Annotated in this window: 12 protein-coding genes and 1 pseudogene; 8 read left to right on the top strand and 5 right to left on the bottom strand. The window is 52.6% G+C overall.

Annotation, left to right across the window (positions count from 1 at the left end):
- Positions 1–190: 190 nt before the first annotated feature.
- Together xthA and AC1DUO_RS01160 are read left to right on the top strand one after the other, a co-directional pair.
- Positions 191–1000 carry an exodeoxyribonuclease III gene (gene xthA, locus AC1DUO_RS01155; RefSeq protein ID WP_112152466.1) on the top strand — a complete coding sequence of 270 codons (810 nt, stop codon included), beginning with the start codon at positions 191–193 and terminating at the stop codon, positions 998–1000.
- Positions 1000–1401, top strand: coding sequence for a pyrimidine (deoxy)nucleoside triphosphate diphosphatase (locus tag AC1DUO_RS01160; RefSeq protein WP_013575371.1), 402 nt, complete (start codon positions 1000–1002; stop codon positions 1399–1401). Before xthA ends, AC1DUO_RS01160 begins: the two co-directional genes overlap by 1 nt.
- Positions 1402–1475: 74 nt before the next feature.
- Here the strand turns inward: AC1DUO_RS01160 and AC1DUO_RS01165 are convergent, their stop codons facing one another.
- From AC1DUO_RS01165 to AC1DUO_RS01175, 3 genes are all read right to left on the bottom strand, one after another.
- Positions 1476–1790 carry a DUF1496 domain-containing protein gene (locus tag AC1DUO_RS01165; protein ID WP_013575370.1) on the bottom strand — a complete coding sequence of 105 codons (315 nt, stop codon included), beginning with the start codon at positions 1788–1790 and terminating at the stop codon, positions 1476–1478.
- On the bottom strand, positions 1783–3732 hold the full coding sequence (locus AC1DUO_RS01170; RefSeq protein WP_013575369.1) for a DNA topoisomerase III: 1950 nt from the start codon (positions 3730–3732) through the stop codon (positions 1783–1785). The genes AC1DUO_RS01165 and AC1DUO_RS01170 overlap by 8 nt, the downstream gene beginning before the upstream one ends.
- 223 nt (positions 3733–3955) lie before the next feature.
- Positions 3956–4507, bottom strand: a complete 552-nt coding sequence (locus tag AC1DUO_RS01175; protein WP_013575368.1) for an NAD(P)H nitroreductase — start codon at positions 4505–4507, stop codon at positions 3956–3958.
- 179 nt (positions 4508–4686) lie between these two features.
- Between AC1DUO_RS01175 and sppA the strand changes: the two genes are divergently transcribed.
- From sppA to pncA, 3 genes are all read left to right on the top strand, one after another.
- Positions 4687–6540, top strand: coding sequence for a signal peptide peptidase SppA (gene sppA, locus AC1DUO_RS01180; protein WP_013575367.1), 1854 nt, complete (start codon positions 4687–4689; stop codon positions 6538–6540).
- Positions 6541–6697: 157 nt separating this feature from the next.
- Entirely contained in the window at positions 6698–7711 is a 1014-nt protein-coding gene (ansA, locus tag AC1DUO_RS01185) for an asparaginase (protein ID WP_013575366.1), read from the top strand.
- 13 nt (positions 7712–7724) lie between these two features.
- On the top strand, positions 7725–8354 hold the full coding sequence (pncA, locus tag AC1DUO_RS01190) for a bifunctional nicotinamidase/pyrazinamidase (protein ID WP_013575365.1): 630 nt from the start codon (positions 7725–7727) through the stop codon (positions 8352–8354).
- A gap of 76 nt (positions 8355–8430) precedes the next feature.
- Here pncA and AC1DUO_RS01195 read toward each other — a convergent pair whose 3' ends face one another.
- Both AC1DUO_RS01195 and msrB read right to left on the bottom strand, forming a co-directional pair.
- The gene (locus AC1DUO_RS01195) at positions 8431–8703 is read right to left on the bottom strand and encodes a YeaC family protein (RefSeq protein WP_015689892.1); all 273 of its coding nucleotides are present in this window, start codon (positions 8701–8703) and stop codon (positions 8431–8433) included.
- Positions 8704–8798: 95 nt separating this feature from the next.
- Positions 8799–9212: a peptide-methionine (R)-S-oxide reductase MsrB gene (gene msrB / locus AC1DUO_RS01200; RefSeq protein WP_013575363.1), complete on the bottom strand. Its 414-nt coding sequence runs from the start codon at positions 9210–9212 to the stop codon at positions 8799–8801.
- Between the two features lie 349 nt (positions 9213–9561).
- On the opposite strand from msrB, the gene gapA reads away from it, so the two are divergent.
- From gapA to AC1DUO_RS01215, 3 genes and pseudogenes are all read left to right on the top strand, one after another.
- The gene (gene gapA, locus AC1DUO_RS01205; protein ID WP_013575362.1) at positions 9562–10560 is read left to right on the top strand and encodes a glyceraldehyde-3-phosphate dehydrogenase; all 999 of its coding nucleotides are present in this window, start codon (positions 9562–9564) and stop codon (positions 10558–10560) included.
- 166 nt (positions 10561–10726) lie between these two features.
- Complete coding sequence (locus AC1DUO_RS01210) at positions 10727–11596, top strand: D-hexose-6-phosphate mutarotase (RefSeq protein ID WP_448311566.1); 870 nt, start codon at positions 10727–10729, stop codon at positions 11594–11596.
- A 126-nt stretch (positions 11597–11722) separates the two neighbouring features.
- Positions 11723–11861, top strand: a pseudogene (locus AC1DUO_RS01215) (IS4 family transposase); the annotation flags it as partial.

Here is an 11861-nt window from a genome sequence, read left to right on the forward strand (position 1 = left end):
GAAGAAGAGACTGTCACGAAAAGTTGACAAAATAATTCGCTGAATGACATCTGACTGCCATGATGATCGGGTAAGGATTTTGCTTTCATAGTGATTTCTGCTGACAGCATCCGGCACATGTTGGTTTCGCCATCCCGCCTTTTTCTGCTACTATCGCCCTTCTGATTTCATCGCCAAATGGTTCCCGACTATGAAGTTCGTCTCCTTTAATATCAATGGATTGCGCGCACGTCCACATCAGCTTGCGGCAATAATCGAACAGCACCAGCCTGACGTTATTGGTTTACAAGAAACCAAGGTGCATGACGATATGTTCCCGCTGGAAGAAGTCAGCCAGCACGGGTATCACGTGTTTTATCACGGGCAAAAAGGCCATTACGGCGTTGCCATGCTGACCAAGCAAGAACCCGTCGCTGTACGCCGTGGTTTCCCCGGTGATGATGAAGAATCTCAGCGCCGCATCATCATGACCGATATCGAAACGCCACAAGGCATTCTGACGGTCATCAACGGTTACTTCCCGCAGGGTGAAAGCCGCGACCACCCGACTAAATTCCCGGCAAAAGAGAAGTTTTACCGTGATTTGCAGGATTACCTGACCGCCAGTTTGTCGGTGAACAATCCGGTCGTGGTGATGGGCGATGTGAATATCAGCCCGACCGATCTGGACATTGGTATCGGCGAAGACAGTCGCAAACGCTGGCTGCGCACCGGTAAATGTTCGTTTCTGCCGGAAGAACGTGAGTGGATGGATCGCCTGAAAGGTTGGGGTCTGATCGACACCTTCCGTGCCGCCAACCCCGACACCGCTGATAAATTCTCGTGGTTTGATTACCGTTCACGCGGCTTTGATGAAAACCGTGGTCTGCGTATTGATCTGATCATGGCGAGCACGCCGCTGGCCGCGCGTTGTATCGCCACCGGGATTGATTACGATATCCGCGGGATGGAAAGGCCGTCTGACCATGCGCCAATCTGGGCGACGTTCGACCTGAAGTAATGACCATGAAAACGATTGATGTGGTCGCCGCCCTGATTGAGCGCGAGGGCAAATTGCTGCTTGCCCGTCGGGATGCGTCCGGCGATCAGGCCGGTTTGTGGGAATTTCCCGGCGGCAAAGTCGAAGCCGGGGAAAGCCAGCCTGCTGCATTAGTGCGCGAGTTGCAGGAAGAAATGGGCATCACTGCCACGGTGGAAGATTTCATCGCCACCAGCGTTGTGCAACAGTCTGAACGGTTAATTCGTTTGCATGGCTGGCGGGTCAGCGGGTTTACCGGCGAGATTAGGTTACAGTGTCACTCTGAAATCTGTTGGGTAACGCCGGATGAGGTGCTGTCGTTTGAACTGGCACCGGCGGATATCCCGCTGGCACAAGCTTATCTGGCAAAATTTGCCGGTTAGCGATCATGGCAAATAAAAAGGCGCGGACTGTTGCCAGTTTCGCGCCTTTTTTGTCTGAACATTTTAAGAAAGCGTTATTTCTTCAACACTTGCCATTTGAGTTCGTTGGTGCCCACCACATTCGGATCACGGGAACACTGCAGGACCACGCTGTCTGCCGTGACAACGGCCCCCTCGCTGTAACTCTGGTTGTTGTAGATACAGCAATTGTGGCAGGTTGGCGCGCTGTTATTGTTGTTGCCGCTGTTCTGCCAGATTTGCGGCGGCAATGGCACAACGACATCCGTACCGTTGCCGATATTGCTGCGGTTCGCCATCGCCGGTGCAGCCAGCAACGCGGAACTGATCAGCGCTGCCATCAGAACTTTACGGATAAAAACATTATTCATCACTGTTTGCTTCCTTCCCTTTGGTACTCGCTTTGCGGCGTTTAGGGGCGCTTTTGCCTTTCGCCACAGCGCCCGCCGGTTTGGAAGGCAGACTGCGGAATGCCGAAGACACCCGGTTCGTTTTGGCCTGCATGATGAGATTCTGCAACGTCGCGACCAGCGGTTGCATGAAATCCTGATAACGGCAGCTCTTTTCACTGATACGCGTCAGCGTGGATTCCCAGTCAGCGGTCATATCCGGGCGGGCGGCGATGTCCGGCAGCGAGTGGATCAGCGCGCGGCCGGTATCGCTGGAATGAATATAGCGCCCTTTCTTATACAAAAATTCGCGGCGGAACAGCAGCTCGATAATCCCGGCACGCGTTGCTTCCGTACCTAATCCATCTGTCGCACGCAGGATTTTTTTCAGTTCTTTATCCTGCACAAAACGCGCAATCCCGGTCATGGCGGAAAGCAATGTAGCATCGGTAAAAGGCCGCGGCGGCTGGGTCTGGCGTTCAACCACTTCTCCGCGCTCGCACAACAGTTCGTCACCTTTGGCCACCACCGGCAGCGGCGTGCCTTCGTTTTCCTCGTCGCGTTCTTTACTGCCCAGCAACGTGCGCCAGCCCGCCTCGGCCAGAAAACGCGCTTTGGCGATAAATTTACCGCCCGCGATATCCAGGTCGATAACACATTTGCGGTAAACCGCATCCGGGCAGAACTGCATCAGATACTGGCGCGCCACCAGACCGTAAATTTTGCGTTCGTCATCCGTCAGGTTGACGTTACTGCTGCGCGCCGTCGGGATAATCGCATGGTGCGCATCAACCTTTTTGTCATCCCAGCAACGGTTACGTAAATCGGTATCCACTGCCGGTTGTGGCATCAGGTCAGGCCGGTGAACGCCAATGGCATTCAGCACGGCATGACGCCCGGCAAAATGCTCTTCTGGCAGATATCGGCAATCCGAACGCGGATACGTAATCAATTTGTGCGTTTCATACAATTTCTGACAGATATCAAGAATTTGCTGAGCACTCAGCCCGAAGGCTTTAGAGCCTTCAATCTGCAATGTGGAGAGTGAAAACGGCAGCGGCGCAATATCATTCTCACGCTTGTCATTATAGCCGGTGACCATCGCCGGTTGTCCGGCAATACGCGCCACGACATGATCGGCCAGCGGACGGTGCAGTAATCGCCCTTCTTCATCCTGATACGGCTCGCAGGAATCACTGGGCTGCCACAGCGCCACAAAACGCTCTTCGGCAGGCGTGACGATATGCGCTTTTACTTCAAAGAAATCTTTCGGCACGAAGTTTTCGATATCTTCATCGCGACGGACCACCAGCCCGAGAACCGGGGTCTGTACGCGTCCGACGGAGAGCACGCCGTTGTAACCGGCGTTGCGCCCCAGAATGGTGTAGGCGCGGGTCATATTGATGCCGTAAAGCCAGTCGGCACGGGCGCGGGCCAGCGCGGAAACACACAGCGGAATAAAATCACGGTTGTCGCGCAACCGCTCAATAGCACGCTCGACGGCCTGCGGGTTGAGATCGTTAATCAGGCAGCGCTGGGTCGCGTGACGTTTTTCCGGCGTCAGTTCGAGATAATCCAGCACTTCATCCACCAGCAACTGCCCTTCGCGATCCGGGTCACCGGCGTGGACAACCTGCGAGGCCTCGAGCAATAAGCGTTTAATCACGTTGAGTTGTTTGGCGACGGAAGAACGCGGCTGAAGCTGCCACTTTTCAGGAATGATCGGCAAATCGGCGAGCGACCAGCGCGCAAAGCGGCTGTCGTAGGCATCGGGCTGCGCCTGTTCGAGTAAGTGGCCGACGCACCAGGTCACCACCTGATCGTTGCCACAGGCAATATAACCATCGCCCCGGCGATGAGGTTTCGGCAGGACATCCGCAATCGCGCGGGCAAGGCTGGGTTTTTCGGCAATGAACAGACGCATCAACAGGCACCTGTTTGCGGTGTAATCGCGACAAAGATTTCCATTATCCCACCCTTCATTTCACTACGTCCTCATCATGCAGAGTGGCTATGTTAGCCGCTGACGGCGTAATTAGTAAGATGGTTACAAGGATCCGCGACGGCGGTCGCTCATTTAGGCAGCAAAAAACCGGTTTAATCGGAAAAGGCCGATCAAAACCGGTTGATAAGTGAGCGGTCTGATTTTACAAATGCGTGACGAATGGCGTGCTGTCGGCCGGGATCACCTGCAAACTGGCTTTCAGTTGCGGTGTACCGAGATACAGGAAACCGACGATTTTATCGTTTTCACCACATTTGAATGCCTTGCGTACGTCCGGATGATCAGTCCACGCGCCGGTACGCCAGATGCCGTTAAAACCCTGCGCCAGTGCAGCCATCTGCATGGCATGAACCGCACAACCGGCGGAAAGCAACTGTTCCCATTGCGGTACTTTAGGACTTTCTTTGCACACGGCAATCACGGTAATAATTTGCGGTGCGCGCAATGGCGCCTGCGTGGCTTTCTCAATGGCTTTTTCATCCGCGCCGTCTTTTATGGCGGCCGCGCGCAGCACCTCACTGAAACGGGTCAGGCCGTCGTTTTCAGCAATGACAAAACGCCAGGGTTGCAGGGCACCGTGATCCGGGGCGCGCATACCCGCATGGATGATGTTTTGCAGCGCTTCACCGGCCGGTGCCGGTGCAGCCAGGCGGGAAGCAGAACGGCGGTTAAGTAATAAGTCCAAAGCGTCCATGATATTCTCCTGAGAATAATTGCTATTTGAATTACGTTAACATAATCGTAACGCCTTTTTCCAACGGTCAACTGGCTTTCAGATAATGCATCACTGCCAAACTCTGACATGATTTAAAGCTGACATTTTTCTGGCGGGTCATTAGGATAGCGGGACTTATCTGTCTTGTTGGAGAGACCATGCGCACATTGTGGCGAATTATCGCCGGTTTTTTTAAGTGGACCTGGCGTCTTCTTAATTTCGTCAGAGAATTCATTCTCAACGTATTCCTTATTCTCATTATTCTGGCTGGTGTTGGCATCTGGTATGCCGTGCAGGACAAGCCTGTCGAAACGACCCAAGGTGCACTGCTGGTTGATCTCAGCGGCTCAGTGGTCGACAAGCCTTCCGTCAATAATAAAGTCCGTCAGTGGGGCCGCGAATTGCTGGGCACGTCGAGCAGCCGCTTGCAGGAGAACTCGCTGTTTGATCTCGTCGAGACCATCCGCTCCGCTAAAGACGACAAAAACGTTACCGGGATTGTGTTACAGCTGACCGATTTCACCGGCACCGACCAGTCTTCACTGCAGTACATCGGTAAAGCGCTGCGTGAATTCCGCGATGCAGGCAAACCGGTTTACGCCATCGGCGACAGCTATAACCAGTCACAATATTATCTGGCCAGTTACGCCAACAAAATCTATCTGTCGCCGCAGGGCGCGGTCGATCTTCACGGTTTTGCCACTAACAATCTGTATTACAAATCCCTGCTGGATAAGCTGAAAGTCACCACCAATATCTTCCGCGTCGGAACCTATAAATCTGCCGTTGAGCCATTGATCCGTGATGATATGTCTCCTGACGCCCGTGAGGCAGACAGCCGCTGGATTGGCGGATTGTGGACCAACTATCTCAATACCGTGTCAGCCAACCGTCAGATCACGCCCGAACAACTGTTCCCGGGTGCGGCGGGCGTGCTGGCGGGTATGCAGGCAACCGGCGGTGATATGGCGCAATATGCGCTGAAAGCCAAGCTGGTTGATGCACTGGCGTCACGCACCGAAGCCGACAACGAGATGGTGAAAGCCTTTGGCTGGAACAAAGACACCAAAGACTTTAATTACACCAGCATTTACGATTATTCGCCGAAGCCAAAACCGGACAACAACGATCCGCAAATCGCGGTGATCTTTGCCACCGGTGCAATTAACGACGGTGAAGAACAACCGGGCGCAGTCGGTGGCGACACCACGGCACAGCAAATTCGTGATGCCCGTCTGGATCCGAAAGTGAAAGCGATTGTCTTGCGCGTTAACAGCCCGGGCGGCAGCGTCAGCGCTTCTGAAGTGATCCGTTCCGAACTCGCGGCTGCGAAAGCCGCAGGTAAACCGGTTGTGGTTTCAATGGGCGGTATGGCGGCATCCGGCGGTTACTGGATTTCAACACCAGCCAACTACATCATCGCCAGCCCGAGCACTCTCACCGGCTCCATCGGTATCTTTGGTGTAATCAACACGTACCAGAACACGCTCGATTACGCGGGTGTGCATACCGACGGCGTGGCAACGTCACCGCTGGCGGATATCGCTTCCACCAAAGCGCTGCCGCCGGAGTTCTCGCAGATGATGCAACTCAATATCGAGAACGGTTATAAAACCTTCCTCGGTCTGGTTGCCGATTCACGCCACAAAACGCCTGAGCAGATCGACCAGATCGCCCAGGGCCACGTGTGGATCGGTTCAGATGCCAAAGCCAATGGCCTGGTTGATGAGCTGGGTGATTTCGATGACGCTGTGAAGAAAGCCGCTGAACTGGCCAAACTGCCAAAATGGCAACTGAACTGGTATGTCAGCGAGCCAAGCCTGAGCGACCTGGTATTCTCGCAGGTCAGCGCATCGGTCCACGCTATGTTGCCAGCGGCAATCCAGGCGTATCTGCCTGCGCCGGTGAGCAAAATGGCCATGGCGCTGAAATCACAGGCTGACCTGTTCAGCAACATGAACGATCCGCAGAACCGTTACGCACTCTGCCTGACCTGTGGTGATGTGAAGTAACGTTCCGTTTTGGGATAATGTGGGATAAAGAATCGCCTTAATGCACAGCCCGGAGCTTCTTGCTGAGAACTCCGGGCTTTTTTAGGGTGGGACGTCAGCCACGAAGCCTTTATACTTAGCGCAGTTGCTTTCACCTTTCTAAAAAAGAACATCTTCGATGACTAAAAAATCTATTTACGTTGCCTATACCGGCGGCACAATCGGTATGCAGCGTTCTGAACAGGGTTACATTCCGGTGTCCGGCCATTTACAACGTCAGCTGGCGCTGATGCCTGAATTCCATCGCCCTGAGATGCCTGAATTTACCATTCAGGAATACGCGCCTCTGATGGATTCCTCCGACATGACGCCGGAAGACTGGCAGCACATCGCCGACGATATTCAGGCGCATTACGACGACTACGACGGTTTTGTTATCCTGCACGGCACCGACACCATGGCATTCACCGCTTCTGCACTGTCGTTCATGCTGGAAAATCTGAGCAAACCGGTGATTGTGACAGGGTCACAGATTCCGCTTGAAGCGTTGCGTTCTGATGGTCAGATCAACCTGCTGAACTCGCTGTATATCGCCGCGAATCATCCGGTCAACGAAGTCACCCTGTTCTTCAACAACCGTCTGTATCGCGGCAACCGCAGCACCAAAGCGCACGCAGATGGTTTCGATGCCTTTGCCTCACCGAACCTTTCGCCGCTGCTGGAAGCCGGGATCCACATCCGCCGACTTTCCACGCCGTCACTGCCTGAAGTGCCTGCGGCGAAGCTGAAAGTGCATCACATCACGCCACAACCGATCGGCGTGGTAACGATCTACCCGGGCATTTCCGCCGAAGTGGTACAAAACTTCCTGATGCAACCGGTAAAAGCGCTGATCCTGCGCTCCTACGGTGTCGGTAACGCCCCGCAAAAAGGCGACCTGCTGAAAGTGCTGAAAGACGCATCTGAGCGCGGCATTGTGGTGGTTAATCTGACGCAATGTATTTCAGGGCGCGTCAACATGGGCGGCTATGCCACCGGCAACGCCCTCGCCCATTCCGGTGTGATCAGCGGCTTTGATATGACCGTGGAAGCGGCACTGACCAAGTTGCATTATCTGCTCAGCCAGTCACACACTCCCGAGGAAATCCGCGAACTGATGCAGCAAAACCTGCGCGGCGAACTCACCGAATAAATAAGAGGGCGATATGAAATCTGCTTTGTTGCTGGTCGATCTGCAAAATGATTTTTGTCGCAGCGGCGCGCTGGCCGTGACTGACGGCGACGCCACGATTGCGGTTGCCAATAAGATGATGACATGGTGTAAAAGCCATGACATCGCCGTGGTGGCATCGCAGGACTGGCATCCGGCGGGACATCGCAGCTTTGCGGTGAATTCCCACGCGGAGCCCTGGACGTCGGGCGAACTGAACGGTCTGCCTCAAGTCTGGTGGCCGGTTCACTGCGTTCAGCGTGAACCGGGCGCTGAATTTCACCCGGGGCTGAATCTGCCGCAGGTGGATTTTGTGGTGCAGAAAGGCACCAATCCTGACATCGACAGTTACAGTGCGTTTTTCGATAACGGACATCGTGCTGCTACGATGCTCAATGACTGGCTGAAAGCGGCGCAGATTACACATGTGTATGTGATGGGGCTGGCGACGGATTACTGTGTGAAATTCACGGTGCTGGATGCGCTGGAGCAAGGTTATCAGGTGACACTGCTGACCGACGGTTGCCGTGGCGTCAATCTGCAACCCGAAGACAGTGCTGAAGCGGTTGAAGCGATGCGTAAAGCAGGGGCAAAAATCAGTACCTCTGAGGCAGTAACAGGCTGAATTTGTCTTCCCGTCTGACCTGATAAAGGCGCTTCAGCGCCTTTATCAGCAAACAGCACTTTCGCAACCCGCCCACTTACTCCGGCTTCAGTTTAATCAGCGTATCCTGCGTAAATTGCTGTTTCAGTTCCTGCTTGCTTTTGGTGACAATCTGCCCGTCCGTGCCAATGCTCATGTGCTGGGCATCAACATTGTGACGCGACTGATACAGCATCACGGCCTGCAGGCTGTGCTCTTTCTGTTCCGGCGTCAGCGCGACACCGTCCGGCCACTTTCCGAGTTCAACTGCCTGCGCGAGACGTGCGTAAATTTCCGGCGTCATTACATCAATAAGTTGATTAATTTCCATCTGAGCACCTTGTGTTCATCTGTATTATTCAAACGGTTTTGAATAATAGCTGAATCGATTTTGTCGGTAAAATTACATCACCATTTTCTTGCGAACTAACCGCGGGTTTTATTGCCACTTTTGCCATCAGTAAAGCTCATTGAGGCAGAGTTTATGCAGTAACGTTCACCTGTCGGTTTCGGGCCATCCGGGAAAACATGCCCCAGATGAGCTTCACAGCGGGAGCAGCGGATTTCGACACGCGCCATTTTATGCGAATTATCAGTGAGATATTTGATCGCATCAGGGTTAACTGGCTGATAAAAACTTGGCCAGCCACAGCCGGAATCGTATTTGGTATCGGAGTAGAACAGCGCTGACTCACAGACCACGCAATGATAAATCCCTTCGCGGCGGTTGTGCAGCAACTTTCCGGAGAACGGAGGTTCTGTTCCGTGCTCCTGCGTGACATAACGTTGAATTTCAGTGAGTTGGTCAAGTGTAGGGGAAGATTTGGCTTCAATGCTCATGATTCTCGTTCTCTGACGAATATAAAAATCAACTTAAATAACAGTTTATAATAACAAAAAATTAACAACGAGTCTGCCCGTTTTGTCCTAAACTGTATGGCATCAGCGTTAGCCAGCTTGCAACTTGTGATGGCGATCACACTCCTGATCTTCCGGCTCTTTATATTCTGTTTTTCGCCCCCATGTGGTTGTGAGCCGATTTAAAAACGGAACGTGCAATAAGCGAGCAAGAGTAGGTCGTCGCTTTGACTTACAGCAATAATTGACACGATTCCGCTTGACGCTCAGCAAGGTTTTTGTAATTTTACAACCAACCTTTTATTCACTAAAAAAATAGCTGGTGGAATATATGACTATCAAAGTAGGTATCAACGGTTTTGGCCGTATCGGTCGCATTGTTTTCCGTGCTGCTCAAGAACGTTCTGACATTGAGATCGTAGCAATCAACGATCTGTTGGACGCGGACTACATGGCATACATGCTGAAGTACGACTCAACTCATGGTCGTTTCAACGGTACTGTTGAAGTTAAAGACGGTCACCTGGTTGTTAACGGCAAAACCATCCGTGTTACCGCTGAGCGTGACCCAGCTAACCTGAAATGGAATGAAGTTAACGTTGACGTTGTAGCTGAAGCTACTGGTCTGTTCCTGGATGATGCGACTGCTCGTAAGCACATCACTGCAGGCGCTAAGAAAGTTGTTCTGACTGGTCCTTCTAAAGACAACACCCCAATGTTCGTTATGGGTGTTAACCATAAAGAATACGCAGGTCAGGAAATCGTTTCTAACGCATCTTGCACCACTAACTGCCTGGCACCACTGGCTAAAGTTATCAACGACAACTTCGGTATCGTTGAAGCACTGATGACCACTGTTCATGCAACTACCGCAACTCAGAAAACCGTTGATGGCCCGTCTCACAAAGACTGGCGCGGCGGCCGCGGCGCATCCCAGAACATCATCCCTTCTTCTACCGGTGCTGCTAAAGCAGTAGGTAAAGTTATCCCAGCTCTGAACGGTAAACTGACGGGTATGGCGTTCCGCGTTCCTACTCCTAACGTTTCTGTTGTTGACCTGACTGCACGTCTGGAAAAACCAGCGTCTTACAAAGAAATCTGCGCAGTAATCAAAGCAGCTTCTGAAGCAGGCGATCTGAAAGGCGTTCTGGGCTACACCGAAGACGACGTAGTATCTACCGACTTCAACGGCGAAAAACTGACTTCCGTATTCGATGCGAAAGCAGGTATCGCGCTGAACGACAACTTTGTGAAACTGGTTTCCTGGTACGACAACGAAACTGGCTATTCAAACAAAGTATTGGATCTGATCGCTCACGTTTCCAAATAATTGGTTATGTGAATGAACTGATTGAAGGGCGACGCAAGTCGCCCTTTTGCTTTCTGTCGGATGCACTTTTTTATCAGCACATGAGTGCGATCAAACAGACGGGTTTGGTTCATGTGTAGTCTTGGTTCAAAATCGTAATTGTTTAACCCTGACAGGATTTTAGATAATGACAGAACAACTCTTTTCTCTTCCGATCGTAAACCAAATCTCTACCTCCGTCAGCCAGCGTCTTGTGGACGAACTGCCGGTACTCGTGGTGACTCATCCGAAAGTACGTGCTGCCATTGCCCTGCAAGGTGCACATCTGTTGGCATGGCAGCCTGAAGGCGAAGAGCCGGTGCTATGGATGAGCAGCGCCAGCGCGTTCAAAGAAGGCGTTGCGATTCGTGGCGGTATCCCTATCTGCTGGCCGTGGTTTGGTCCGGCGGGCAAACCCTCACACGGTTTTGCACGCAACGTTGCCTGGGAACTGACTGACCACAAAGAAACTGACGAAAATGTGGTACTGACCTTAACGCTGAAAAGCTCCCCTGAAACACTGGAATTATGGCCGCATGCATTCACGCTGACGGCACGCTTCACGCTCGGCGCAACCTGCCACATCGAGCTGGAATCAACCGGTGATTTCGAAGCCAACAGCGCCCTGCACACCTATTTCAACATTGGCGACATCGCCGATGTCACTATTAAAGGCCTGGGCAACAGCTTTATTGATAAAGTCGATGGCGCAAAAGCCAAGCAGGAAGACGGTGATCTGACCTTCACGGGCCAGACTGACCGCATCTACACCCAGCCGCAAGCCACCAGCGAAATCGTTGATCCGGTTCTGAAACGTACGCTGGTTGTCGCACATGAAAATAACGCCGATGTGGTGGCCTGGAATCCGGGTTCTGCACTGTCGGTGAGCATGGCTGATATGCCGGATGACGGATATAAAACCATGGTGTGCGTTGAAACGGCGCAAGTTTCCCATACACACACCTCTACGCATGCCGCGCCAGCGCGTCTGGCAGTGACCTTCTCTATCCGTAAATGACCGGTTTAGGTTTGCAGCAAAGATGACAAAGGGGCCAGATGGCCTAATGCCGATCGTTTAAGGATCAGTTGACCGATCCGGTGGCTCGTGTAAAAAGGGTTCATGCTCATCATGGACCCTTTTTAAATGGAACTTTCACAAGCTCTCGGTATTATCAATCTCACTGCCCCCGATGAAGTTCAAAGCCTCGCTGACCTCCTGTCTCCTGACCTCATTCAGCAAGCTTTTTCTCTCACTGACACCGTCACCCTACGCAAGCGTAAAC

The sequence above is a fragment of the Rahnella sp. P4_A8 genome, from assembly GCF_056402435.1.

What these genes read in the sequence shown, in the direction of transcription:
- xthA (WP_112152466.1), top strand. Translation starts at nt 191, where the DNA reads ATGAAGTTCGTCTCCTTTAATATCAATGGATTGCGCGCACGTCCACAT.
- AC1DUO_RS01160 (WP_013575371.1), top strand. Translation starts at nt 1,000, where the DNA reads ATGACCATGAAAACGATTGATGTGGTCGCCGCCCTGATTGAGCGCGAG.
- AC1DUO_RS01165 (WP_013575370.1), bottom strand. Translation starts at nt 1,790, where the DNA reads ATGAATAATGTTTTTATCCGTAAAGTTCTGATGGCAGCGCTGATCAGT.
- AC1DUO_RS01170 (WP_013575369.1), bottom strand. Translation starts at nt 3,732, where the DNA reads ATGCGTCTGTTCATTGCCGAAAAACCCAGCCTTGCCCGCGCGATTGCG.
- AC1DUO_RS01175 (WP_013575368.1), bottom strand. Translation starts at nt 4,507, where the DNA reads ATGGACGCTTTGGACTTATTACTTAACCGCCGTTCTGCTTCCCGCCTG.
- sppA (WP_013575367.1), top strand. Translation starts at nt 4,687, where the DNA reads ATGCGCACATTGTGGCGAATTATCGCCGGTTTTTTTAAGTGGACCTGG.
- ansA (WP_013575366.1), top strand. Translation starts at nt 6,698, where the DNA reads ATGACTAAAAAATCTATTTACGTTGCCTATACCGGCGGCACAATCGGT.
- pncA (WP_013575365.1), top strand. Translation starts at nt 7,725, where the DNA reads ATGAAATCTGCTTTGTTGCTGGTCGATCTGCAAAATGATTTTTGTCGC.
- AC1DUO_RS01195 (WP_015689892.1), bottom strand. Translation starts at nt 8,703, where the DNA reads ATGGAAATTAATCAACTTATTGATGTAATGACGCCGGAAATTTACGCA.
- msrB (WP_013575363.1), bottom strand. Translation starts at nt 9,212, where the DNA reads ATGAGCATTGAAGCCAAATCTTCCCCTACACTTGACCAACTCACTGAA.
- gapA (WP_013575362.1), top strand. Translation starts at nt 9,562, where the DNA reads ATGACTATCAAAGTAGGTATCAACGGTTTTGGCCGTATCGGTCGCATT.
- AC1DUO_RS01210 (WP_448311566.1), top strand. Translation starts at nt 10,727, where the DNA reads ATGACAGAACAACTCTTTTCTCTTCCGATCGTAAACCAAATCTCTACC.